This window comes from Castellaniella sp. (assembly GCF_034007085.1).
Classification (GTDB): Bacteria; Pseudomonadota; Gammaproteobacteria; order Burkholderiales; family Burkholderiaceae_B; genus Castellaniella.
Genome location: NZ_JAVERO010000009.1, coordinates 15564 through 39757, shown reverse-complemented (window position 1 = coordinate 39757; position 24194 = coordinate 15564). Strand labels below are relative to the sequence as shown.

The window sequence follows — 24194 nt, the reverse complement described above, 5'->3', positions numbered from 1 at the left end:
GAAACGACGACTGTGCTGCGAGGCGGGCTGTTCACCCCCGTCCAGCGTCAGCGGCAGCCCCACCACCACCCGATCCGGCTGCCATTCGGCCAGCAGGGCGCCGACCTGGGCAAAGCGCTGTTCACGCGTGACCGGCGTCAGAATGCACAGTGGACGCGCCTGATTCGTCAGGGTATTGCCCAGCGCCACGCCGATTTTCTTCAGGCCGAAATCGAACGCCAGCAGCGTCTGTTCGCGTTCAGGCATGGCCCGCGTCGCTGGCCAGCATCGAGGCGCGAATGCCCAGTTGGGCCAGGGCAGCATCGTAGCGGTCCTCGGCGGGCGTATCGAACAGGATTTCGTTGGACGCCAGCACGTTCAGCCAGGCATTGCGGGCCAGTTCGTCTTCCAGTTGGCCTGCGCCCCAGCCAGCGTAGCCCAGCGTCACCAGCAACTGCGCCGGGCCGTGGCCTGCGGCCACGTCCTGGAGCACATCGCGGGACGTGGTCAGCGCCACATCACCGCCCAGTTCGATGCTGGAACTGTATTCGCCACGCGGCATGTGCAGCACGAAACCGCGGTCGGTCTGCACCGGGCCGCCAAAGAAGACCGGCGATTCGCGCACCGGCCCGATTTCCAGGGACAGCGGCAGATCGATGCGCTGCAGCAGGTCGCCGATGGTGAGGTCCGTGGGCCGATTGATCACCAGGCCCAGCGCGCCATGTTCGGTATGCTCGCAGACGTAGATCACGGTATTGGCCAATTCACCCGATACCCTGCCCGGCATGGCCAGCAGGAACTGCCGGGACAGGTCGATGCGCGAACCGGCATCGTTGGCATGCGGTGCTGTCATCATGGCGATCCCCTGTAGTCCGGCCTCATGGCCCATGATGCTAGAGTATCAGAAACGGGGCGAATCTCGAACGCCCCCAGCAACGGGGTCAGATCTCGACCAGTTCGAAATCTTCCTTGCGGGCGCCGCATTCGGGGCAGACCCAGTTGGGGGGCACGTCTTCCCAACGCGTGCCTGGCGCGATCCCGTCTTCGGGAAAGCCGGCCGCCTCGTCGTAGATCCAGCCGCAGATCAAGCACATCCAGGTTCGCATGACGATCAGAAACGCTTATCCATTAGAATGGGTGCCATAGTATACGAACCGCCGGCCGTGGCGACCGACTTTCTTTCCGCCATCATGCCCACCCCCGATTTTCCTGCCATCCCCCTGCCCCTGATTTTCGGCCCGTTCGACCCCAGCGGGGCCAGCCACCTGCCGATCGACGCCGCCATTTGCGCCGGTCTGGGCGCGCACGCGGGCTGCGTGGTCACCGCCATCCATGTTCAGGACTCTGCCGGGACGGAAACCATCCAGCGCCTGGCTCCGGATCTGGTGGACGACCAGGCGCGCTGCCTGCTGGAAGACATGGCCATCGGTGCCCTGAAGATCGGCCCGCAGTACGACCCCGAGACCATCGCGACCCTGGCCCAGATCGCAGCCGATTACTGCACCCTGCCCTTGGTGCTGCAACTGTGCGCCCCGCCCCCGGTCCCCGACCTGGACGATCTGGACCCTGAAGAAACCGTCGGCGCGCTGCTCGAACTGCTGCTGCCTCAGGCGCACCTGGTCGTCGTGGATGCCCATCTGCCAGAACAATGGGCCAGCCAGGGCCTGTTGTCATCGACCCGGGCCGATGATCCAATCGCAGCCCTGCACGAACTCGGCGCTCCCCTCGTGCTGTGCAGCAACGCCGCGCTCGGCCCAGGATTGAACGGCCTGGTGCTGCATGCGCGCGATCAGGCCAGCCGCCGCTGGCCCTGGCCAGCCCCGCGCGTGCGCACAGGCGACGCCGACAGCCTGCTGGCCACCGTGCTGTGCTGCCTGCTGGCGCGAGGGCTGGATCCGGACGCGGCCATTTCCCAGGCAGTCACAACCACCACGACCTTGCTCGAACGGCATTTCCACCCTGGCATGGGGCAGCGCATCCTGCTGCATGCGGCGCCATGAACGCGCCAGACGCACTCCGGTTTCCACGCGGCCTGTACGGCATCACGCCCGATTGGGCTGACACCGACCGCCTGTTGACCGCCATCGAACACGCCCACGCCGGCGGCATGACCGCCCTGCAGTGGCGCCGCAAGCACGGCGCGCCCGCGGACCTGCGCATCCAGGCGCGCGCGGTCCGCGACCTCTGCCTGCGGCTGGGCCTGCCCCTGATCATCAACGATGACTGGCGCCTGGCGGCCGACCTGGATGCCGACGGCGCCCACCTGGGCCGGGACGACGGCGTCGTCACCCAGGCGCGGCGGGCACTGGGTCCCGACAAGTTACTCGGCTGTTCCTGCTACGATCAGCCAGACCTGGCGGCCCAACGGCTGCGCGATGATGCCGACTACGTCGCATTCGGTGCCCTGTATCCATCCAGCGTCAAGCCCGGCGCCGTCCGCGCCACCCTGGACCAGATCCGCGCCGGTCGTCACCTGGCCGACACACACGCCAGCCGGTCACCCGCCGGCGGCATGCGCCGAGCGGCGATCGTCGCCATCGGCGGCATCACCCCCGACAATGCCGCCCCCGTGATCCAGGCGGGTGCGGACAGCATCGCCATCATCAGCGCGCTGTTCGAGGCCCCCGACATCCGCGCCGCCGCGCGGCGCTGCGCCGCCCTGTTCGGCGCCCCTCTTTCCTGAACCCTGCAGCAACCGGAATCCTGCCATGTCCCGCAACACCGAACTCTTCGAACGCGCCTGCCGCGCCATCCCGGGCGGCGTCAACTCGCCTGTGCGCGCCTTCCGCTCCGTCGGCGGCACACCGCCTTTCATCCAGCGCGCCCAGGGCCCGTACCTGTGGGACGCCGAGGGCACCCGCTACATCGACTACATTGGTTCGTGGGGTCCGGCCATCCTGGGCCACGCCGACCCCGAAGTCATCGCAGCCGTGCAGGCTGCCGCCGCAAACGGCCTGTCCTTCGGCGCGCCGACCGAAGCCGAGATCGAACTGGCCGAGGCCATCATCGAACGCATTCCTTCGATCGAACAAGTACGCCTGGTCAGCTCCGGCACCGAGGCCACCATGTCGGCAATCCGGCTGGCGCGCGGCCATACCGGCCGGTCCAAGATCATCAAATTCGAGGGCTGCTACCATGGCCACGCCGACAGCCTGCTGGTCAAAGCCGGATCGGGCATGCTGACCTTCGGCAATCCGACCTCGGCCGGCGTGCCGCCGGAATTCGTCCAGCACACCCTGGTGCTGGACTACAACGACCTGTCGGCGGTCGAATCCGCCTTTGCCCAATACCCCGAAGACATCGCCTGCACCATCGTCGAACCGATCGCCGGCAACATGAATCTGGTGCGCCCGGCGCCCGGCTTCCTCGAAGGCCTGCGCACACTGTGTACCCGCCATGGCGCCCTGCTGATCTTCGACGAAGTCATGACCGGATTGCGCGTCGGCCCCCAGGGCATGCAGGGCCTGTGCGGCGTCACGCCCGACCTGACCACGCTGGCCAAGATCATCGGTGGCGGCATGCCGGTGGGGGCCTTCGGTGGCCGGGCCGACATCATGGCCGACATCGCGCCGCTGGGCAGCGTCTACCAGGCAGGCACGCTGTCGGGCAACCCCGTCGCAGTCGCCGCCGGACGGGTGACCCTGCGCCGCCTGGCCGAACCGGGCTTCTATGACGCCTTGCATCGGCAAACCGGCGCCTTGGTCCAGGGGCTGGTCGAACGAGCACATCGCCACGGCGTGGCCTTCAGCGGCGACTGGCAGGGCGGCCTGTTCGGGCTGTATTTCCGCAGCACGGTCCCAACCAGCCTGGCCGAGGTCTCCGCCAGCGACATCGATGCCTTCAAACGGTTCTTCCACGGCATGCTGGCCGAAGGCGTGCATTTCGCGCCGTCCGCCTTCGAGGCCGGCTTTGTCTCGGCGGCCCACGATGACGCCGTCATCCAGGCAACCCTGGATGCCGCCGACCGGGTCTTTGCGGGGTTTAAATAGTCCGGACCTCAAATTTCTTGACGCAGGACAAAGACACGCCTCCGACCGCTCCCTACACTGGGGATGCCCTGATCTCCTCAACCCGGAGGCGCGTCATGACTGACTACACTCAATACGCCGCTACCCAGCATCCTTCCGTCACGCCTGCCGTGCCGGATCTCGAAACCCAGGCCACAGGACAGGATCCCCAGGATCTGCGCCTGTGGTTGCGCATGCTCAGCTGCTGCACTCTGATCGAAAACGAACTGCGCAGCCGGCTGCGCACTGAATTCCAGACCACGCTGCCGCGCTTCGACCTGATGTCGCAGCTCACCCATGCCCCCAAGGGCCTGAAAATGAGCGATCTGTCCCGCCTGATGATGGTGACCAATGGCAACATCACCGGCATCACCGACCAACTCGAAAAAGACGGCCTGGTCGAACGCCTGAAAGACGATTCCGACCGCCGCAGTTCGCTGATCCGCCTGACGCTCAAAGGCCGACGCTACCACCGCCGCATACAGCAGGCGCATGCGTCCTGGATCCAGTCCCTGCTGGGTGGCCTGGCGCCCGCCGCACGTGCGACACTGTTCGAACTCCTGGGCGACCTGAAACAATCCACCTACGCGCGTCTGCCCACCTGAATCCCGAAACATCCGGCTCCACAGATGCCCAGCCCCCATTCGGCATAGAATGGGGGCTTGTTTTTGCTACGGACCCCGCTTCGCCATGGCCATCAACCTGATCATCCCGGCCCAAGACGCCATCCACCCGATCCCCGGCATCCGCATCGGCACGGCCGAGGCCGGGATCCGCAAGGCCGGACGCCGCGACCTGACCGTCCTGCTGCTGGACGAAGGAACCACAGTGGCGGGGGTTTTCACACGCAACCGATTCCGCGCAGCGCCCGTCCAGGTCTGCGAAGCGCACCTGGCCACCGGCGCCGGCATCCGCGCCCTGGTCGTCAATACCGGAAACGCCAACGCGGGCACCGGCGCGCCCGGACTGCAGGCCGCCCACGACACCTGCCAGGCCCTGGCCGACCAGCTGGGCATCGCGCCAGAACAGGTGCTGCCGTTCTCGACCGGGGTCATCCTGGAACCCCTGCCTGTAGACCGCCTGATCGCCGGCCTGCCGACCGCCCTGCGCGATGCACGCCCGGACCACTGGTTCCAGGCGGCCCACAGCATCATGACCACGGACACCCAGCCCAAGATCCACTCCACCCAGGTCGATCTGGACGGCACCGTCGTCTCGATCACCGGCATCAGCAAGGGCGCCGGCATGATCCGCCCCAACATGGCAACCATGCTGGGCTTCCTGGGCACGGATGCCGGCCTGCCACCCGCCCTGCTGCGCAGCCTGGCCACGCGCATCGCCGACCAGTCCTTCAATCGCATCACGGTCGACGGCGACACGTCCACCAACGATTCCTTCATCCTCATCGCGACCGGGGCCAGCGGCGCGTGCATCGAATCCGAACAGGATCCGCGTTTTGACGCTCTGGCCGATGCCCTGGCGGCCGCCGCCCGCGACCTGGCCCAGAAGATCGTGCGCGATGCCGAAGGCGCAACGAAATTCATGACCATCCGCGTCGAACAGGCCGCATCCACGGAAGAAGCCCTGAAGATCGCCTATGCCATCGCCCACTCGCCGCTGGTCAAGACGGCCTTCTATGCTTCCGACCCCAACCTGGGACGCATCCTGGCGGCCATCGGCTACGCCGGCGTCGAAGACCTGGATGTCTCCAGGCTGACACTGTGGCTGGGTGATGTTCGTGTGGCCTCGCAAGGCGGTCGCGACCCGGACTATCGCGAGGAAGACGGCCAGCGTGTGATGAAGGAATCCGAGATCCTGGTGCGGGTCGCCCTGGGGCGCGGCAATGTAGCCGATACGGTCTATACCTGCGATTTCTCGCACGAATACGTCAGCATCAACGCAGACTATCGATCGTAGGCGTCCAGCTCATTCGTTGATTTCCGCGAATTTCCACCAGCCCTCGCACGACTTGGTCTTGAGCAGGTCGCGCAGGATCATCTCGACACGCCGGGCGGTGCGACTCAGCGGCCGATCCGAAGCATAGGCCAGGGATATCCGGCGCTCGATCACCGGATCGACGATGTGGGCGGTATGGAGTTCGCCTTCACGCAGCCGGATCCCCTGCAGGGCCGCCAGCGACAGGATGGTCGCATCAGAGGTCCGCAGGACCCACTGCACCAACAGTTCGGACGCATCCAGTTCGGTGCGCACAGCCAGTTTCAGGCCGACGTCCGCAGCCACTTTATCGACCAGCGCCCGCAGGCCATGTTCACGGCTGGGCAGAACCAACGGCATGTGGTGCAGGGCCGCGAAGGCCAGATCCCCGTGCTCCGCCTGCCGCCGGATGTCTGCCGAGTGCGCCTCGCTTACTGCCAGGAACAGATGCTCTTTCATGAGCAGCGCCAGATCCAGCCCCAGGACCGGCGCATCGAGATAGACGAGGCCGAAATCGAGCGTGCCGTCCATGACCCATTTGGACAGATGCCCGGACAGGCCGGTGACCACCTTGAGCGTGATGTGGGGGCACTGGCGCCGCACCTGCTCGATCAAGGGCAGGCTCAGCATGGTGCTCAGGGATCCGGGGATGCCAACCGTCACGGCCCCGACCTCGGTGGCCTGGCGCGCACGCAGCATCGCCTTGGCGGTCGCCAGCGTATCCAGGGCGCTGCGCGCATACCCCAGGAATTCCCTGCCCTCCGGGGTCAGAATGGTGCCGTCCGACCGCCGCTCGAACAGCTGGACTTCGAGCTCTTGTTCGAGCAGCTTGATCTGCGTGCTGACCGACGGCTGGGAAATATGCAGCGCCTCGGCCGCCCTGATGATGGAGCGATGATCGGCAACGGCAACGAAATAGGAAAGCTGGCGCAGGTTCATCCGGGAGGGCAATAGGCTTGGTGGCGTGCGAGCAGCTGGCGGGCCTGCAACACCACGGGCAGATCGACCATCCGCCCCTTGAAGGTGCAGGCGGCGCGGCCCTGGGCCACCTGGGCCTCGAATTCGGCGACCAGCTGCCGTGCCTCGTCGACCTCATCCGCAGTGGGCAGGAAGGCCTCGTTGACGATGTCCGCCTGCCTGGGATGGATGCAGAATGCCGCATCGAAACCCAATGCGCGGGCGCGCCGGATCCGGCTGCGAAAGGCATCCGGATCGTCGAAATCGGCGACGGACCCCACGAACCCGATGGGCGCGATCCCGGCCCGACGGCACGCCGCCACCGCCATGACATTGGGAATGTACAGGGAATCTTCGCTGACCGCCATCCGCATGCTGGCAGCCAGGTCCTCGGCACCCACGATCATGCCGTACAGGCGGGGGCTGGCAGCAGCGATCGCGTCCATGTTCGCCAGCCCTTCGGGATCCTCGATCATGGCGATCAGCCGGGTGTGGCCTGAGGGCAGCCCCTGTTCGGCCTCACAGGCATCCAGGATCTCGCTGATCGCTCTGACATGGGACGCATCGGGCACCTTGGGCAGAGTCAGCACCGCAACATCCTGGCCGACGGACGCCTCGATGTCGCGCACCGCCAGACGCCAGGGCCGGTTGATCCGGACCGCCACCCCATAGCCCGCCTGCGCGAACCGGCTGGCAATCATCCGGACGCGCCCCCGGGCCAAATCCTTCTGGTCCGGCGCCACGCTGTCCTCGAGATCGATCTGCAACACATCGGCGCGCCGGCGCAGGGCGCTTTCCACAAAACGGTCACTGGTCGCCGGAACGAACAGGATCGAGCGCCAGTATTTCATTTCAAGCATGGGGTCTCCGATCTAGACTAAAGCGGCCACCAGTCTAAGAATGATCGCCTGCGCCGGCCAATACGCTTTGCCGATGACCGCTTAGGCTCTGCCTATACCCACAGCCCCTACCCCCGTATCCAGAAGATCTGGTCCAGGCGGTCCACCAAGAAATCGCTTGATTTACAAAAGGATTTCTGCGTACAATGCAGGGCTTGGCCTTGTCCGTCCTGGATAGGGTCATTTTTGGCATTCTCACAGGAAATCCCCATGTACGCGGTCATAAAAACCGGCGGCAAGCAATATCGTGTTTGCGCCGGCCAGAAACTGAAAATCGAACAGATACCGGCTGACATTGGGCAAGAAATCTCGCTCGACCAGGTGCTGTCCGTCGGCGAAGGCGAAACGCTGAAGATCGGTGCGCCCTTCGTCGAAGGCGCCGCGGTCAAAGCCACCGTTCTTGCACAAGGCCGTCACGACAAGGTCAAGATCTTCAAGATGCGCCGTCGCAAGCACTATCAAAAGCATCAAGGCCATCGCCAGAACTACACCGAAATCCGCATCGACTCCGTTGCGGCCTGATCCGGTCATCGAACTTAGGAGCTCATCATGGCACACAAAAAGGGCGGCGGCTCGACTCGCAACGGCCGCGATTCCGAATCGAAACGACTGGGCGTGAAGGTCTACGGCGGCCAGCAGATCTTGGCCGGCGGCATCATCGTCCGCCAGCGCGGCACCCAGTTCCACCCCGGTGTCAACGTCGGCATCGGCAAGGACCACACGCTGTTTTCCCTGGTGGACGGCGTCGTGCAATTTTCCATCAAGGGCGCGCTGAACAAGCGCACCGTTTCGGTGACCGCAGCGAACTGATCGTTGCGTCCCCTGAAAAAGGCCCTGCTCATTCAGCAGGGCCTTTTTTTCATTAGAATGATTCCACCATGAAATTCGTAGACGAAGCCACCATCGAGGTCATCGCCGGCAAGGGCGGCAATGGCGTCGCCAGCTTCCGCCGGGAAAAATTCATCCCCAAGGGCGGCCCCGACGGCGGCGACGGCGGCCGGGGGGGCTCCGTCCTGGCCGTGGCCGACCGCAACATCAACACCCTGATCGATTTCCGCTATGCCCGGCTGCATCGGGCGAAGAATGGCGAGAACGGCCGCGGATCGGATCAATACGGCGCCGGCGCGCCGGACATCATCCTGCGCATGCCCGTGGGCACGGTCATTCACGACGCCGACACCGGGGAACAGCTCTTTGATCTGGACCGACATGGCACGCAAGTGACGCTGGCGGCCGGCGGCGCTGGCGGCCTGGGCAACCTGCACTTCAAATCCAGCACCAACCGCGCACCGCGCCAGTGCACCCCTGGGCGCGAAGGCGAACAGCGCCGCCTGCGCCTGGAACTGAAAGTGCTGGCCGACGTGGGCCTGCTGGGCATGCCCAACGCGGGCAAATCCACCCTGATCACGCGCGTGTCCAACGCTCGCCCGAAAATCGCGGACTACCCGTTCACTACCCTGCACCCGAACCTGGGCGTGGTGCGCACCTCGCCATCGCACAGCTTCGTCATCGCCGATATCCCCGGCCTGATCGAAGGCGCCTCGGAAGGCGCCGGCCTGGGTCATCTGTTCCTGCGCCACCTCAGCCGCACCCGCGTGCTGCTGCATCTGCTGGACGTCCATTCCCCCGACCCGGACATCGACGCCTGCGCCCAGGCCGTGCTGGACGCCCAGGCCATCGTGCGCGAACTCGAACGTTACAGCCCGGACCTGGCGGCCAAGCCGCGCTGGCTGGTGCTCAACAAGCTGGACATGGTGGCAGACCCTGCCGCCGTCCAGGATCGCATCTGCCGTGAACTCGGCTGGACGGGGCCCGTGTTCGGCATCTCAGCCCTGACCGGCGAGGGCACCCAGGCCCTGACCGGGGCGCTGCAATCCTGGCTGGACACACAGCGGCGCGACGCCCATGCGCACGACGAAGACCCCCGCTTCACACACGACGGCTCGGACGCGCCGGCTTCCATCGACCCCGACGACCCCCGCTTCGCACGCTGATCCTCTCCTCCTTCCCTGTCTCGCACGCTGCCATGACTCGTCCGGATCTCCCCCCTTCCGCCGCCCAGGACGCCCACCGCCTCGTCCTCAAGGTCGGCTCCTCTCTGGTCACCAACGAGGGGCGCGGCATCGACCTGGACGCCGTTGCCCAATGGGCCGAACAGATTGCGAGTCTGCATGCCTCGGGCCGGCAGCTGGTGCTGGTGTCCAGCGGCGCGATTGCCGAAGGCATGGCACGCCTGGGCTGGCCAAGGCGGCCCAAGTCGATGCCCGAACTGCAGGCCGCCGCTGCGGTCGGCCAGATGGGCCTGATCCAGTCCTACGAGGCGGCCTTCGCCCGACATGGTGTGCGCACCGCCCAGATCCTGCTGACGCACGAGGACCTGGCCGACCGGCACCGCTACCTGAACGCACGCAGTACGCTGAACACCCTGCTGGCCCTGGGCGTGGTGCCCATCGTCAACGAGAACGACACGGTCGTCACCGATGAGATCCGCGTGGGGGACAACGACACCCTGGGCGCACTGGTGACCAATCTGATCGAAGCCGATGTGCTGATCATCCTGACCGACCAGCCCGGCCTGTACAGTGCCGACCCGCGCAAGCACCCGGACGCGCACTTCATCCACCAGGGCCAGGCAGGAGACCCGGCGCTGGAAGCCATGGCCGGCGGTTCCGGCAGCGCCATCGGCACCGGCGGCATGCTGACCAAGGTCCTGGCCGCGCGACGCGCCGCCAACAGCGGCGGCCATACCATCATTGCATCCGGCCGCGAACCCGACGTGCTGCGGCGGCTGGCATCGGGCGAACGGATCGGCACCGAACTGCGAGCCGTCCTGCCGATCCGTTCAGCCCGGCAGCGCTGGCTGGCCAACCACCTGCGCCTGCGCGGACGCGTCACCCTGGACGCCGGCGCCGTGCGCGCGCTGACCCAGGGCCACCGCAGCCTGCTGCCCATCGGCGTGATCGCCGTCGAAGGCGATTTCGACCGCGGCGACGTAGTAGCCTGCGTAGACGAGCACGGTGTGGAATGCGGACGTGGGCTGATCAATTATTCGTCCGCCGACACCGCGCGCATCCTGCGCCAGCCCAGCACGCGCATCGCGGAAATCCTGGGCCACCTGTCCGACCCCGAACTGATCCACCGCGACAACCTGGTCGTCGCGCGACCGCGCAGCTGATCCGGGGCCACAGCGAACGGCAGTGCATAGGGCCTAGCGCTGCGCCGGGATGAACTGAGTTTCCTTGACCTCTTCCATCACCACGCAGCTCTTGGTCTGGGTCACCCCCGGCAGGCGCAGCAGGATGTCGCCCAACAGGCTGCGATACTGGCTGATTTCCTTGATCCGGGCCTTGACCATGTAGTCGAAATCCCCGGACACCAAGTGGCATTCCAGCACCTGGGGCACGCACAGCACCTCGCGGCGAAAGTCCTCGAAGGTGCGCCCGGATTTGCTGGACATGCTGATTTCCACGAACACCAGCAGGCCGGCATCCAGCGCGGCCGGCGACACCCGGGCATGGTATCCGGTGATCACGCCATCGCGTTCCAGGCGGCGCACGCGTTCGATGCACGGCGTCACCGTCAACCCGACCGCATCAGCCAGTTCGGTCATCGACAGCCGGCCATTCTGCTGCAACAGGTCCAGGATGCGGCGGTCGATCTTGTCCAGGGCATGGACGGATTCCTTTTGTACGCGCATGATGAATCTCCGGAACGGAACATGGCCGACGGCCTGGCTTCGCACTCGGGCCAGCCACCCAGAAAACCCCGTGAAAGCGCACCGGGACGGCCACGCCAGCACTTTGTCCTGCGGGGTGTGCCGGGGTCCGCTATGATCAATGTATTTTCATAAAAATATCATTTTTTCATAAAAATTTATCTAGGTATATTGCCTATCATCATCAAAAATTAATCCACTGAGGGTGCATCATGAAGGTTCTGGTTCTAGGAGCGGGCGTCGTGGGCGTCACGAGCGCCTATTACCTGGCCCGACAAGGGCACGAAGTCACCGTGATCGACCGCGAGAACGGCGCGGCGGAGGAAACCAGTTTCGGCAATGCCGGCCAGCTGTCCTTCGGCTATTCCTCGCCCTGGGCGGCGCCCGGCATCCCGCTGAAGGCGTTCAAATGGCTGTTCACGCCGCACGCCCCGCTGACCATCCGGCCCGACGGCAGCCTGTTCCAGTTGCGCTGGATGCTGGACATGTGGCGCAACTGCACGCCAGCCCGCTACGCCGCCAACAAGGACCGCATGCTGCGCCTGTCGGCCTACAGCCGCGAATGCCTGCATGCGCTGCAGGCCGATACCGGCATCCAGTTCGAGGGCCGGCGCCAGGGCACATTGCAACTCTTTCGCACCCAGAAACAAATGGATGACGCCCAGCGTGACGTCCAGGCCCTGAGCGAAGCCGGCATTGCCCACGAACTGGTCGACGGCAACCGGCTGGCCCAGTACGAACCCGCGCTGGCCCAGGTCCGCCACAAACTGGTGGGCGGCCTGCGCACGCCGGACGACGAAACCGGCGACTGCCGGCTGTTCACCCGGGCCCTGACCCGGCTGGCCGAAGCCGAGGGCGTGCGTTTCCGCTATGGCGAAACCATCCAGGCCCTGCAGACAGCAGGCGACCGCATCACCGGCGTGCAGTGCGCTTCCGGCCTGGTACAGGCTGATGCCTACGTGGTCGCGCTGGGTTCCTATTCACCCTTGCTGCTGCGCGAGCTGGTTGATATCCCGGTCTACCCCATGAAAGGCTATTCCATCACGGTGGACATCGCCGATCCCGAACGCGCGCCGGTTTCCACCCTGCTGGACGAGACCTACAAGATCGCCCTGACGCGCTTCGACCAGCGGATCCGCGTGGGCGGCATGGCCGAAGTCGTAGGCTATGACACAGCCCTGGACCCGCGCCGCCAACGCACCCTGGAAATGGTATTGAACGACCTGTTCCCGGGCAGCTACACCCCGGGCGACGTGCATTTCTGGACCGGATTGCGCCCCAAGACCCCCGACAGCACTCCCATCGTGGGTCCGACCCGGCTGAACAACCTGTTCCTGAATACCGGGCACGGCACGCTGGGCTGGACCATGGCCTGCGGCAGTGGCCGGCTGATCGCCGACATCGTGTCCGGACGGCCCACCGATATCCGTCACGACGATCTGGGCGTCCAGCGCTACCGCTGATTCAGATTTCCCAGACGTAGCCGTAGCCGCGCAGTGATTCCACCGGGGGTTGCAGGCCAGCCTGCAACCCCCGCCAGCGCAGGCGGCTGATGATGCCGCGCAGCTTGGGATCACGGGGCCGGCGTCCATAGGCATGCTGCCAGCCCTCGCACAGGGCCTGGTTCAGCATGGCGTGACTGGCGACGTGTCCGGGCGCCTCGAACAGGCAGACCAGGATCGCGCGTTCCGAGACCGTCAGACGCAGCATGGCGCCATCACCATGCCGCAAGCACCAGCCCTGGTCTTCCAGGGACCAGGGCCCGATGCAATGCTGCGGCCCAGCCACATCCGTGACGCGGTGCCGCCGCAGACGCAAGGCCCGCAGGACCGCTGCCAGCAGGGCGGGCGGGTCACCCTGGTGCATCACCCAATCCACCCCGACCTGCAGCAATGCCGTCAGCTCGCCCTGGCGGGCGGGTCCCATGACAGCCACCAGGTCCAACGGCAGCCCCAGATCCCGCACCAGCTGCGCCACGCGGCAATTGGCGGCCGCACCCGCCATCAGCAGCACCGCATCACACGCCTGCAAATCAGCCTGGATCGTCCTGCGGTCATAGGTTTCGATGGCGTCGCAGCGCCTGACCTGACAGCCTTCGCTGCGCAGATACTGCAAATCGGCATTGTCGTCCGGCGCCAATGCCCAAATCCGGCAATCCTGCATGCGGTTCCCCCTGCTCACTGCTTACCTGCCAAATATTACAAATGTATTGTTTCACAAACACCAATGTGCTTGTGCTTTTTAGTCCAATGGGCGGGTGGAAACCTTTGCAGAACGACTCCGGCATGCCAGGCTCCTGCGCGGCCTGTCGCAGGAGTCCTTGGCGCGCGCCTGCGGCCTGTCGCAAAGCGCCATCTCCAGCTACGAAAACGGCACTCGCCAATCACCAAAGAAACTGCTGAGCCTGGCTCAGGTCCTGGAAGTGGACATCTACTGGTTGAGCCGGGGCCAGGGCAGCATGACGCCATCCTCCGGCGCGACTGTATCCCTGGGTGAAAGCGCCTGGCCCTTTCCTTCGATCGATCCCCGGCAATTCTGGTCCTTGGCTCACAAGGACCGACTGATCGTAGAACGCGCCGTCGGCGCCCTGATCGACAGCCTGCTGATTTCCGACGAAGAAAAATAATCCCGCCCTTGCCGCCTGCCGGCGGGATCCATGCTGGCGGTATACTCCCTATCACGCAGGGGTACTCGCCGGCCTGGCTGGCGTGTTGAGAGAAACCCTTCGTACCAGTACGGATAATGCCGATGCTGGGAGCGTGCGCGGTTTCCAGCCCGGTTCCACCCACATCCCCGGAACCCATCCACCGGGACGCGTTTCCTCCTCCCCGACTCGGCTCCATCTCCGAAATCCCTTTCGAACCTGGAGCGACATCTTGAACACCAACCCGCAATTCCTGGCCGCTCGTGCCACAGTCGATCTGGCGGCCATCGAGCCGCTGCCGCAATCCCGCAAGGTCTACGTCACTGGGTCCCGGCCTGACATCCGCGTGCCCTTTCGCGAAATCCGCCAGGACGACACGCCCACCCTGTTCGGCGGCGAACCCAACCCGCCGCTGACGGTCTACGATACCAGCGGCCCCTACACCGATCCCGAGGCCACCATTGATATCCGCAAGGGCTTGCCCACGCCCCGCCTGCCCTGGATCCTGGAGCGCAACGACACCGAGGAACTGCCCGGCCTGACCAGCCAGTACGGTCGTGCCCGCCTGGCCGACCCCGAACTGGCGGCGCTGCGCTTCGACCTGAAACGCGCGCCGCGCCGTGCCCGCGCCGGCGCGAACGTGACCCAGATGTACTATGCCCGCCAGGGCATCGTGACGCCCGAAATGGAATTCGTCGCCATCCGCGAAAACCTGCGGCGCGAACAATACATCGAATCCCTGCGCCAAAGCGGCCCGGACGGTGCCCGCCTGGCCCAACGGCTGACCCGCCAGCATCCCGGCCAGTCCTTCGGCGCCGCCATCCCCGAACAGATCACGCCCGAATTCGTGCGTGACGAAGTCGCGCGCGGCCGTGCGATCATCCCGGCCAACATCAACCACCCCGAAGTCGAACCCATGGCCATCGGGCGCAATTTCCTGGTCAAGGTCAACGCCAACATCGGCAATTCCGCCATCCGCTCGGACATCAGCGAAGAAGTCGAGAAAATGACCTGGGCAATCCGCTGGGGCGGCGACACGGTGATGGACCTGTCCACCGGCAAACACATCCATGAAACGCGCGAGTGGATCATCCGCAATTCGCCGGTGCCCATCGGCACCGTGCCGATCTACCAGGCGCTGGAAAAGGTCGGCGGCATCGCCGAAGATCTGAACTGGGAAATCTTCCGCGACACCCTGATCGAGCAAGCCGAGCAGGGAGTGGACTATTTCACCATCCACGCAGGGGTGCGCCTGCCGTTCATCCCGATGACGGCCAGCCGCATGACGGGCATCGTGTCGCGCGGCGGTTCGATCATGGCCAAATGGTGCCTGGCACACCACAAAGAAAGCTTCCTGTATGAACGCTTCGAGGACATCTGTGAAATCATGAAGGCCTATGACGTCAGCTTCTCGCTGGGCGACGGCCTGCGGCCGGGGTCGGGCTATGACGCCAACGACGAGGCCCAGTTCGCGGAACTGCGCACACTGGGCGAATTGACCCAGGTGGCCTGGAAACACGATGTGCAGGTGATGATCGAAGGCCCGGGTCACGTGCCCATGCAGATGATCCGCGAAAACATGGACCAGCAGATCAAGCACTGCCACGAGGCGCCCTTCTACACCCTGGGGCCGCTGACCACCGACATCGCGCCAGGCTACGACCACATCACCTCGGGCATCGGCGCGGCGCTGATCGGCTGGTACGGCACGGCCATGCTGTGCTATGTCACGCCCAAGGAACACCTGGGCCTGCCCAACAAAAAGGACGTGAAGGACGGCATCATCACCTACAAGATCGCCGCCCACGCCGCCGACCTGGCCAAAGGCCACCCGGGCGCGGCGATCCGTGATAATGCCCTGTCCAAGGCCCGCTTCGAGTTCCGCTGGGAAGACCAGTTCAATCTGGGCCTGGACCCGGATACGGCGCGCGCGTTTCATGACGAGACCCTGCCCAAGGACTCGATGAAGGTGGCGCACTTCTGCTCTATGTGCGGGCCCAAGTTCTGCAGCATGAAGATCTCGCAGGATGTGCGCGACTACGCCAAGGAACACGGCCTGGACGAAGCCGCTGCCCTGGCGCAGGGCATGGCCGCCAAGTCTGCGGAATTCATCGCGCAGGGGGCGGAAATCTACCAGAAGGCGTAAGGGGAGAGCGGCCTGCAGCCGCTCAACCCTATTTCACGGCGTACAGGAACAATTCCACACGCCGGTTCAGGGCACGACCTGCGGCGGTGCCGTTGTCACCCACCGGGTTGGCGGCACCGCGCCCCTCGGCCGCAAGCCGGCCGGCGGCCACGCCCTGCCCTGCCAGATACTGCGTCACCGCGCCGGCGCGCCGTTCGGACAGTGGCACATTGATGGCATCAGTCCCCGTGGAATCCGTGTAGCCGATCGCCTTGGCGCGCAGTTCGGGATGCTGGTTCAGGGCCCGGGCCACGCTGTCCAGCACCGGCAACAGGGCGGGCTTGAGCACGGCCTTGTTGGTGTCGAACGACACGTTGCTGGGGATGTTGACCTTCAGCGTGCCATCGGGCATTTCGATGACGGCAATCCCCAGATCGGAGGCACCGGATTTTTCGACGTCCTGCTTGACTGTCTTCCAGTTGTAGCCCACGACGCTGCCCACCACGGTCCCGATCCCGGCACCGATCAGGGCCGCCTGGCTGCTGTCGCCGATCAGCGCCCCCAGCCCGGCGCCCAGAGCAGCGCCCGCACCCGCCCCGACCGCCGTGTTCTGACCCTGGGGCGACATATTGGCGCAGGCCGTCAAGAGCGCCAGACTACCGATCGCCGCCGTGCGGGCGATCCGTTCCGTTGTGGTACGCATTGCGTTCTCCTTGTTGTTCGGACCAGGACAGCGTAGCAAGAAGTCCACATCGACATGCAAACCAGCGCATCCAGAAAAGACATTTTGTGTCTGAAAGCAAGCGGCAGCCATGTGAACGGCATGACCGCCGACCGCGCCATCCGGCGCTCTGGCCAGGGTCAAACCAGACTGCGGATCAGTGCAGGATCTGGCTGAGAAACAGCTTGGTGCGCTCGTTTTGCGGATTGTCGAAGAACGCGTCCGGCGCGTTCTGCTCGATGATTTCCCCATGGTCCATGAAGATCACCCGGTCGGCGACCTTGCGCGCAAATCCCATTTCATGGGTCACGCACAGCATGGTCATGCCGGTTTCCTCGGCCAGTTCGACCATGACGTCCAGCACTTCCTTGACCATTTCCGGGTCCAGGGCGGAAGTCGGTTCGTCGAACAGCATGATCTTGGGGTTCATGCACAGCGACCGGGCAATGGCCACGCGCTGTTGCTGGCCACCGGAGAGCTGGCCCGGGAATTTGTTCGCCTGATCGGGGATGCGCACCCGTTCCAGGTATTTCATGGCCGTCGCCTCGGCCTCGGCCTTGGGCCGCTTGAGCACCCACACCGGCCCCAGCGTCAGGTTTTCCAGCACGGTCATGTGGGGAAACAGGTTGAAGTGCTGGAATACCATGCCGACATCGCGGCGGATGGCCTCGATCTGCTTGAGGTCGTTGGTCAGTTCCGTGCCATCGACGATGATCTGGCCTTCCTGGTGTTCTTCCAGGCGGTTGATGCAGCGGATCATGGTTGACTTGCCCGACCCGGAAGGGCCGCAGATCACGATGCGTTCGCTGGGCGCGACATCCAGGTTCAGGTCCTTCAGGACATGGAACTGGCCGTACCATTTGTTGACGTTCTTCAGGCGGATGATGGGTTCCGACATGGGCGGAGGCTCCTGGGGCGGGGCCACGGCCCCGCCAATGCGAAGATTAACGATGCTGCCCCTGATCCAACTGGCGTTCCAGCGACAGGCTGTAGCGCGAGATCGAGTAGCAGAAGATGAAATAGATGACCGAGATGAACAGGTAGGATTCCGTGCTGAAACCGCGCCAGACGGCGTCGGACACGGCCGCCTTGGCCGCCTGAGTCAAGTCGAAGATGCCGATGATCACCACCAGGGACGTGTCCTTGAACAGGGAAATGAAAATCCCCACCAGTGGCGGGATGACGATCTTCAGGGCCTGCGGCAGGATGATCTTGCGCATCTGCTGCCAGTAGCCCAGGCCCAGGGAATCGGCGCCCTCGTACTGGCCCTTGGGAATGGCCTGCAGACCGCCGCGCACCGTCTCGGCCACGTAGGCCGCCGCGAACAGAATGATGGCGATCTGGGCGCGCAGCAGCTTGTCGATGGAAAAGCCTTCCGGCAGGAACAGCGGCAGCATCACCGAAGACATGAACAGCAGGCTGACCAGCGGCACGCCGCGGATCAGTTCAATGTAGACCACGCACACGGCCTTGACCCCCGGCATGTGCGAACGCCGTCCCAGCGCCAGCAGCAGTCCGAAGGGAAACGCAAAGGCAATGCCAAAGGTCGACAGGATCAGCGTCAGCGGCAGACCGCCCCATTTGGCGTTTTCCACATAGCTCAGGCCCAGGACGCCGCCCCACATCAGCACGCCGACGGCCACCAGGGCGACGGCCCACAGCAGCCCCAGGAACGGCTTCCAGAACCAGCGGATGCAGCTGCACACGATCGCGGCCACCAGGATCACGGACGCCAGCAAGGGCCGCCATTGCTCGTCATAGGGATAGATGCCGAACAGGATCAGACGGTGTTTTTCGCGCACGAAAGCCCAGCAATAGCCGCCGGTTTCCCGGCACTGGGCCGCCGTGGTGGCGGCGAAATCGGGTTTGATGAACAGATAGTCGATCAGCGCCGGGATCGCCAGCAGCAACAGCCACAGGGCCAGGATCGTCAGGATCGCATTCAGGGGCGACGAGAACAGCCGAGTGCGCAGCCAGCCGATCACCCCCGTGTCGGTGCGCGGCGGCAGGCGATCGGCGCCAGGGAGTGTTTGGTCCATCTATCGCTCCACCAGCGCAATGCGCTTGTTGTACCAGTTCATGAAGATCGAGATCGACAGGCTGACCACCAGATAGGCCGCCATGATGATCATGATGCCCTCGATGGCCTGCCCCGTCTGATTCAGGATGGTATTGGTGACGGCCACGATGTCGGGATAGCCGATGGCCACGGCCAGCGAACTGTTCTTGGTCAGGTTCAGGTACTGGCTGGTCATGGGCGGGATGATCACCCGCATGGCCTGGGGCAGGATCACCAGCCGCAAGGTGCGCGCCCGCGACAGGCCGATCGACGAGGCGGCTTCCCATTGGCCCTGGCTGACGGCCTGGATGCCGGACCGCACGACCTCGCCCACGAAGGCGGACGTGTAGGTCACCAGTCCCAGCAGCAAGGCCGAGAATTCCGGCGACATGTTCAGGCCGCCCTGGAAGTTGAAGCCCTTGAGTTCGGGCCGGTCCAGTTCCAGCGAACCGCCGCTGACCCAGAAGGCCAGCAGGGGGACGGCGATCAGCAGGCCCAGTGCAGCCCGCCCCAGGGGGAAGATCTTGCCAGTGGCATCCTGATGGCGGCGCGCCCAGTGCGCCAGCAGCACGATCAGCACGATGGCCAGCGCCAGACCGCCAAAGATCCAGTCCATGGCATCCCCCTTGAACCAGGGGATCTTGAAGCCGCGATTGGAAATGAAGACATCCGGCAGCGGCTGCAGCGCCTGCCGGGGGCCGGGCATGATTTCGGTGATCAGGGCATACCAGAAAAACAGCTGCAACAGCAGCGGAATGTTGCGCATGACCTCGATGTAGAGGCCCGCCAGGCGTGCGATCAGCCAGTTCTTCGACAGGCGGCTGACGCCCAGCAGCGTGCCGAACAGAGTGGCGGCGATCACCCCGATCACGGAAACCTTGAGGGTGTTCAGCAGGCCGACCACGACCGCATGCCCGTAAGTGTCGGCAGGGGAATATTCGACCATCGATTCGCCGATGGCGAAACCGGCTTCCTCATGCAGAAAGGCAAAACCGGTGGAAATATTGCGCGAGGCCAGGTTGTGCAGCGTATTGGAGGCCAGGTACCACACACCCAGGGCAACAAGGCCCAGGATCAGGACCTGATAGATCAGCGCACGCGTGGCCGGATCGTTCCAGGACCAGCGCCGGCGAGGCGCCCTGGGTGCGCGAGGTGTTGTCTGAGTCATAGAATGCGGGCGGTGAAGGCGGCATCCGCCGCCGGAACCCGGCCGCCGGGAGAACCCCGGCGGCCGAAAAGACCAGAAACCGGATCAGACGATCAGCGGATCGGCCAGGCGTACATCACGCCGCCCTTGGACCACTGGGCGTTCAGGCCGCGTTCCAGCTTGAGCGGGGAGCCCATGCCGATGTTGCGTTCGAACGATTCGCCATAGTTGCCGACCTGCTTGATGATGTTGTAGGCCCATTTCTTGTCCAGGCCCAGGCCCTTGCCCATGTCGCCAGACACCCCCAGGATGCGTTGGATATTGGGATTGGGGCTCTTCAGCATTTCGTCCAGGTTCTGCGAGTTGATGCCGTATTCCTCGGCCTCGATCATGGCGTTCAGCGCCCAGCGCACGACCATGAACCATTCGTCATCCCCCTGGCGGACCATGGGCCCAAGGGGTTCCTTGGAGAAGTCTTCCGGCAGGATGATGTAGTCGTCCGGCGTGGCCGAAGACGCGCGCAGGCTGCCCAGCTGGGACTTGTCGCTGGTCACGACGTCGCAGCGGCCGGCCTCGAACGTGCGGAAGCCTTCTTCAGAGGTATTGATCACGACCGGCTTGAAATCCAGGTTGTGGGCCCGGAACCAGTCGGCCAGGTTCAGTTCGGTGGTAGTGCCCTGCAGCACGCAGACTGCCGCGCCGCCCAGTTCGGTGGCGCTCTTCACACCCAGGCTTTTCTTGACCAGCACGCCCTGGCTGTCGTAGTAATTGACCCCGGCGCTCATCAGGCCCAGCGTGGTGTCGCGGGTCATGGTGGCAGTCGTGTTGCGGGTGAGCACATCGACTTCGCCGGATTGCAGGGCGGTGAAGCGCTGCTGCGTGGTCAGCGGGGTGGCCTTGAATTTGCTGGCATCGCCAAACACCATGGCGGCCACGGCACGGCACATATCGACGTCGATGCCCTGCCAGACACCCTTGCTGTCGGCCTGGGAAAAGCCCGGCAGGCCAGCATTGACGCCACATTGGACGAAACCGCGTGCCTTGACCGCATTGTAGGTTTCGCCTGCCTGCGCGGTCGTGCCGGCGAATAGCAGCGCCGCGCTGACAGCGGCGAGTTTCATCAGTTTCATAATCTTCCTTTCCCGATTTGAGCAAGTGGTATTGATCGACACGGAATACAATCTTGTGGAATTGGTCCGTCTGCTTGAATCGTAGCCTGCCAGCGCCGGCATGAAACATGCGGGATATCCCTGCACCCGCCATGGCGATGCGCCACGCGCCAGACCCCAAGGGATACGCACTCAAACGGGCCGCACAGGACACACGGCACACCCGACACGCATGATCGAATTCCAGCACGTCTTCAAATCCTTCGGCCGGGGACGCAATATTCTCGCCGACGTCAATTTCAGCATCCCGCCGGGGGAATTCGTCTTTGTCTCTGGCCCCTCGGGCGCGGGCAAGTCCACCCTGCTGAAACTGGTCGGCGGCCTGGAACCCGCCAGCCGGGGCGCCGTCACGGTCAACGGCCACCGCATCGACCGCCTATCGACGCGCACGCTGCCCTACCTGCGCCGCACCGTCGGCCTGATCCTGCAGGACGCCCATCTGCTGTTCGACCGCAGCGCTTTCGACAACGTCATGCTGCCGCTGGCCGTGCTGGGCCTGGATCGCGCCACGGCAACGACCCGCGCCCGTGCCGCCATGGAAAAGGTCGGCCTCAGAGGCAAGGAAGACCTGTCGCCCATCGAACTGTCCGGCGGCGAACAACAGCGCCTGGCTATCGCCCGCGCCATCGTCGGCCGGCCTGCCATCCTGATTGCCGACGAGCCCACCGCCAACCTGGACCACGACAGCGCCACCCGCATCATGGACGTATTCCGCGACTTCAACCAGGTCGGCGTCACGACCCTGATCGCCTCGCACGACACGGCCCTCATGGCCCGTTACGCGCGGCGCACCCTGCGCATCGACGCCGGGCGCTTCGAAGACGTCCCGGGGGTGCCGGCATGAACAAATGGCTGCGGCATCACCGATACGCCCTGGGCGTGGCGCTGCGGCGCCTGCGCCAGCACCCCTTTTCTTCCCTGGCCAACATCGTGGTCATCGCCCTGATGCTGGCAGTGCCCATCCTGGGCGCCGCCGTCCTGCAATCCAGCCAGCCGCTGGCCCGGCAACTGGCGGTCGCGCCGGAACTGACCCTGTTCCTGCAATCCGACACCCCCCCCGCTGCGCAGCAGGCCCTGCTGGCGCGCGTGCGCACCGAAGGCGGCGAACGGATCGCCCAGGCCCGGTTGATGCCGCGCGACCAGGCCATGGCTCAGTTGCGTGCCGACCCGACCTGGGCGCGCGCCCTGGACGCCCTGCCCGACAACCCTTTGCCCGACGCCCTGATCGTCACACTGCGCGATTCCGATTCCCCGGCGCGCGCAGCCGCAGACCTGGCGCAGGCCTGGCGCCAATGGCCGGAAATCCAGGAAATCCAGCTCGACAGTGAATGGGTGCGGCGCCTGGAATCCCTGCTTTCCTTCGTGCGGGTAGGGCTGGGCATGCTGGCAGGCGCGGTAGTCATCGTCGTCCTGGCGACCGTGTTCAACACCGTGCGCCTGCAGGCCCTGACCCAGCGCGAGGAAATCGCCGTCGCCCGGCTGGTCGGGGCCACCGAGCCCTTTGTCCGCCGCCCCTTCCTGTACCTGGGCGCCCTGACCGGCCTGGCCGCCAGCCTGCTGGCGCTGCTGCTGGCCTGGCTGGCGCTGACCCCGCTGAACGCGATCCTGGGCGGATTCGCCCGCAGCTACGGCGTAGACTGGGCCATCCGCCTGCCGGCCGTCCCCGACCTGCTGCTGTCCGGCCTGCTGGTCGCTCTGCTGGGCGCCATCGCGGCACGCCTGTCGGTGACGCGGCGTACCCGGTTCTGATGGCGCGCCGCCCCGCATCGGGCCTGGATGACGTCGCTGCCCGCATCGCCGCCTGGCAGCGCCGGGCAGGCCGCCACGGCCTGCCCTGGCAGCAGACCCGCGATCCCTACCGGATCTGGCTGTCAGAAATCATGCTGCAGCAGACCCAGGCGGCTACAGCGGCACCGTACTACACACGCTTCCTGGACCTGTTTCCTTCCGTCATCGCCCTGGCCGATGCACCGCAGGACGCCGTCCTGCATGCCTGGGCCGGCCTGGGCTATTACGCCCGCGCGCGCAATCTGCACCGTTGCGCCCAGGTCCTGAAAGACGAACACGCAGGCCGTTTCCCCACCACGGCAGCCGAACTGGCGCAATTGCCCGGCATCGGCCCATCGACCGCCGCCGCCATCGCCGCCTTTGCCTACGGGGAACGGGTACCGATCCTGGACGGCAATGTGCGCCGGGTGCTGGCACGCTATTTCGCCATCGAAGGCGACCCCACTGCCACCCGCGCGACGCAACAGTTCTGGGCACATGCGCGCGCGCTGATCGATGCCGCGCCCGCCGACCTGGACATGGCGGCCTACACCCAGGGCCAGATGGATCTGGGCGCCACGGTCTGTACCCGCACACGACCCGACTGTGCACGCTGCCCGTTGGCGCCGGACTGCCAGGCGCGCATCCAGGGCCGCCAGAACGAACTGCCGGCGCCCCGCGCCCGCCGGGCGCAACCGCTGCGCCATTGCTGGATGCTGATCGTGGAATGCGAGGGCCAGGTGCTGCTGGAACGCCGGCCAGACACCGGCATCTGGGGGGGATTATGGGCCTTGCCGCAATTCGCGGACGCGGCGGCGCTGGATGCAGCCTGCACCGGCCTGCCCGCAGCCGGGCCGCCCCAGACGCTGGCAGCGATCGAACACGTGTTCACGCATTTCAGGCTGCGCATCCAGCCTCGCTGGCTGAAACTGGCTGGCGCCCGGCCCGCGCCGATCCGCACGGATCAGGCCTGGGTCCCAGCCGGGCAACTGGACGCCCATGGCATGCCGGCCCCGGTCGCCCGGCTGCTGGCCGGCCTGTACACAGACCCGCCCGTGCCGCGCTGACCG

27 protein-coding genes and 1 riboswitch are annotated in these 24194 nt (G+C 65.3%); of the genes, 15 read left to right on the top strand and 12 right to left on the bottom strand.

Going from position 1 to position 24194, the window contains the following annotated elements:
• The 3 genes from ruvX to RBR29_RS02050 form a co-directional block, all read right to left on the bottom strand.
• The coding region (gene ruvX / locus RBR29_RS02060; RefSeq protein ID WP_320346732.1) for a Holliday junction resolvase RuvX at positions 1-246 on the bottom strand (246 nt) is incomplete at its 3' end.
• Positions 239-832 (bottom strand): YqgE/AlgH family protein, encoded by a 594-nt coding sequence (locus RBR29_RS02055; RefSeq protein WP_320346736.1) that lies wholly within the window; start codon positions 830-832, stop codon positions 239-241. The genes RBR29_RS02055 and ruvX, both read right to left, overlap by 8 nt.
• A gap of 88 nt (positions 833-920) precedes the next feature.
• Positions 921-1085 carry a rubredoxin gene (locus RBR29_RS02050; RefSeq protein ID WP_320346730.1) on the bottom strand — a complete coding sequence of 55 codons (165 nt, stop codon included), beginning with the start codon at positions 1083-1085 and terminating at the stop codon, positions 921-923.
• A gap of 27 nt (positions 1086-1112) precedes the next feature.
• Here RBR29_RS02050 and RBR29_RS02045 point away from each other — a divergent pair, with 27 nt between their 5' ends.
• The 5 genes from RBR29_RS02045 (at position 1113) to argJ (ending at position 5903) form a co-directional block, all read left to right on the top strand.
• Positions 1113-1979 carry a bifunctional hydroxymethylpyrimidine kinase/phosphomethylpyrimidine kinase gene (locus tag RBR29_RS02045; RefSeq protein WP_320346728.1) on the top strand — a complete coding sequence of 289 codons (867 nt, stop codon included), beginning with the start codon at positions 1113-1115 and terminating at the stop codon, positions 1977-1979.
• Positions 1976-2662 carry a thiamine phosphate synthase gene (gene thiE, locus RBR29_RS02040; RefSeq protein ID WP_320346727.1) on the top strand — a complete coding sequence of 229 codons (687 nt, stop codon included), beginning with the start codon at positions 1976-1978 and terminating at the stop codon, positions 2660-2662. Before RBR29_RS02045 ends, thiE begins: the two co-directional genes overlap by 4 nt.
• A 25-nt stretch (positions 2663-2687) precedes the next feature.
• A complete protein-coding gene (hemL, locus tag RBR29_RS02035; protein ID WP_320346725.1) occupies positions 2688-3968 on the top strand; it encodes a glutamate-1-semialdehyde 2,1-aminomutase in 1281 nt (426 codons plus the stop codon).
• Between the two features lie 95 nt (positions 3969-4063).
• Positions 4064-4591: a MarR family transcriptional regulator gene (locus tag RBR29_RS02030; RefSeq protein ID WP_320346723.1), complete on the top strand. Its 528-nt coding sequence runs from the start codon at positions 4064-4066 to the stop codon at positions 4589-4591.
• An 85-nt stretch (positions 4592-4676) separates the two neighbouring features.
• A complete protein-coding gene (gene argJ, locus RBR29_RS02025) occupies positions 4677-5903 on the top strand; it encodes a bifunctional glutamate N-acetyltransferase/amino-acid acetyltransferase ArgJ (RefSeq protein ID WP_320346720.1) in 1227 nt (408 codons plus the stop codon).
• 9 nt (positions 5904-5912) lie between these two features.
• On the opposite strand, the gene RBR29_RS02020 is transcribed toward argJ, so the two are convergent.
• Together RBR29_RS02020 and RBR29_RS02015 are read right to left on the bottom strand one after the other, a co-directional pair.
• Entirely contained in the window at positions 5913-6860 is a 948-nt protein-coding gene (locus RBR29_RS02020; RefSeq protein WP_320346718.1) for a LysR family transcriptional regulator, read from the bottom strand.
• The gene (locus RBR29_RS02015) at positions 6857-7738 is read right to left on the bottom strand and encodes a CoA ester lyase (protein WP_320346717.1); all 882 of its coding nucleotides are present in this window, start codon (positions 7736-7738) and stop codon (positions 6857-6859) included. Before RBR29_RS02015 ends, RBR29_RS02020 begins: the two co-directional genes overlap by 4 nt.
• A 249-nt stretch (positions 7739-7987) precedes the next feature.
• Here RBR29_RS02015 and rplU point away from each other — a divergent pair, with 249 nt between their 5' ends.
• From rplU to proB, 4 genes are all read left to right on the top strand, one after another.
• Positions 7988-8299: a 50S ribosomal protein L21 gene (gene rplU, locus RBR29_RS02010; RefSeq protein WP_320346715.1), complete on the top strand. Its 312-nt coding sequence runs from the start codon at positions 7988-7990 to the stop codon at positions 8297-8299.
• A 27-nt stretch (positions 8300-8326) separates the two neighbouring features.
• Positions 8327-8587, top strand: coding sequence for a 50S ribosomal protein L27 (gene rpmA / locus RBR29_RS02005; protein ID WP_320346713.1), 261 nt, complete (start codon positions 8327-8329; stop codon positions 8585-8587).
• A gap of 68 nt (positions 8588-8655) precedes the next feature.
• Positions 8656-9771, top strand: coding sequence for a GTPase ObgE (gene obgE / locus RBR29_RS02000; protein ID WP_320346710.1), 1116 nt, complete (start codon positions 8656-8658; stop codon positions 9769-9771).
• A 32-nt stretch (positions 9772-9803) separates the two neighbouring features.
• Positions 9804-10952 carry a glutamate 5-kinase gene (gene proB, locus RBR29_RS01995; protein ID WP_320346708.1) on the top strand — a complete coding sequence of 383 codons (1149 nt, stop codon included), beginning with the start codon at positions 9804-9806 and terminating at the stop codon, positions 10950-10952.
• 33 nt (positions 10953-10985) lie between these two features.
• Here proB and RBR29_RS01990 read toward each other — a convergent pair whose 3' ends face one another.
• Positions 10986-11474 carry a winged helix-turn-helix transcriptional regulator gene (locus tag RBR29_RS01990; protein ID WP_320346706.1) on the bottom strand — a complete coding sequence of 163 codons (489 nt, stop codon included), beginning with the start codon at positions 11472-11474 and terminating at the stop codon, positions 10986-10988.
• 230 nt (positions 11475-11704) lie between these two features.
• Between RBR29_RS01990 and RBR29_RS01985 the strand changes: the two genes are divergently transcribed.
• Positions 11705-12955: a D-amino acid dehydrogenase gene (locus RBR29_RS01985; protein WP_320346705.1), complete on the top strand. Its 1251-nt coding sequence runs from the start codon at positions 11705-11707 to the stop codon at positions 12953-12955.
• A 1-nt stretch (position 12956) separates the two neighbouring features.
• Here RBR29_RS01985 and RBR29_RS01980 read toward each other — a convergent pair whose 3' ends face one another.
• Positions 12957-13631, bottom strand: a complete 675-nt coding sequence (locus tag RBR29_RS01980) for a helix-turn-helix domain-containing protein (protein WP_320346703.1) — start codon at positions 13629-13631, stop codon at positions 12957-12959.
• Positions 13632-13749: 118 nt separating this feature from the next.
• Here RBR29_RS01980 and RBR29_RS01975 point away from each other — a divergent pair, with 118 nt between their 5' ends.
• Together RBR29_RS01975 and thiC are read left to right on the top strand one after the other, a co-directional pair.
• Positions 13750-14118, top strand: a complete 369-nt coding sequence (locus tag RBR29_RS01975) for a helix-turn-helix transcriptional regulator (RefSeq protein ID WP_320346701.1) — start codon at positions 13750-13752, stop codon at positions 14116-14118.
• Positions 14119-14165: 47 nt separating this feature from the next.
• Positions 14166-14266: riboswitch (TPP riboswitch) on the top strand.
• Positions 14267-14368: 102 nt separating this feature from the next.
• Entirely contained in the window at positions 14369-16282 is a 1914-nt protein-coding gene (gene thiC / locus RBR29_RS01970) for a phosphomethylpyrimidine synthase ThiC (protein WP_320346699.1), read from the top strand.
• Between the two features lie 28 nt (positions 16283-16310).
• On the opposite strand, the gene RBR29_RS01965 is transcribed toward thiC, so the two are convergent.
• From RBR29_RS01965 to RBR29_RS01945, 5 genes are all read right to left on the bottom strand, one after another.
• On the bottom strand, positions 16311-16964 hold the full coding sequence (locus RBR29_RS01965) for an OmpA family protein (RefSeq protein WP_320346697.1): 654 nt from the start codon (positions 16962-16964) through the stop codon (positions 16311-16313).
• A 175-nt stretch (positions 16965-17139) separates the two neighbouring features.
• On the bottom strand, positions 17140-17880 hold the full coding sequence (locus tag RBR29_RS01960; protein ID WP_320346695.1) for an amino acid ABC transporter ATP-binding protein: 741 nt from the start codon (positions 17878-17880) through the stop codon (positions 17140-17142).
• A 46-nt stretch (positions 17881-17926) separates the two neighbouring features.
• Complete coding sequence (locus tag RBR29_RS01955; RefSeq protein WP_320346693.1) at positions 17927-19021, bottom strand: amino acid ABC transporter permease; 1095 nt, start codon at positions 19019-19021, stop codon at positions 17927-17929.
• The gene (locus tag RBR29_RS01950) at positions 19022-20209 is read right to left on the bottom strand and encodes an amino acid ABC transporter permease (RefSeq protein WP_320346691.1); all 1188 of its coding nucleotides are present in this window, start codon (positions 20207-20209) and stop codon (positions 19022-19024) included.
• Positions 20210-20301: 92 nt separating this feature from the next.
• Positions 20302-21318: an amino acid ABC transporter substrate-binding protein gene (locus RBR29_RS01945; protein ID WP_320346689.1), complete on the bottom strand. Its 1017-nt coding sequence runs from the start codon at positions 21316-21318 to the stop codon at positions 20302-20304.
• Positions 21319-21529: 211 nt separating this feature from the next.
• Between RBR29_RS01945 and RBR29_RS01940 the strand changes: the two genes are divergently transcribed.
• Genes RBR29_RS01940 through mutY form a run of 3 tightly spaced genes read left to right on the top strand, consistent with a single transcriptional unit; the run spans position 21530 to position 24191 of the window.
• Positions 21530-22201, top strand: a complete 672-nt coding sequence (locus RBR29_RS01940; protein WP_320346686.1) for an ATP-binding cassette domain-containing protein — start codon at positions 21530-21532, stop codon at positions 22199-22201.
• On the top strand, positions 22198-23106 hold the full coding sequence (locus RBR29_RS01935; protein WP_320346684.1) for a permease-like cell division protein FtsX: 909 nt from the start codon (positions 22198-22200) through the stop codon (positions 23104-23106). Before RBR29_RS01940 ends, RBR29_RS01935 begins: the two co-directional genes overlap by 4 nt.
• Positions 23106-24191: an A/G-specific adenine glycosylase gene (mutY, locus tag RBR29_RS01930; RefSeq protein WP_320346682.1), complete on the top strand. Its 1086-nt coding sequence runs from the start codon at positions 23106-23108 to the stop codon at positions 24189-24191. Before RBR29_RS01935 ends, mutY begins: the two co-directional genes overlap by 1 nt.
• Positions 24192-24194: the final 3 nt, after the last annotated feature.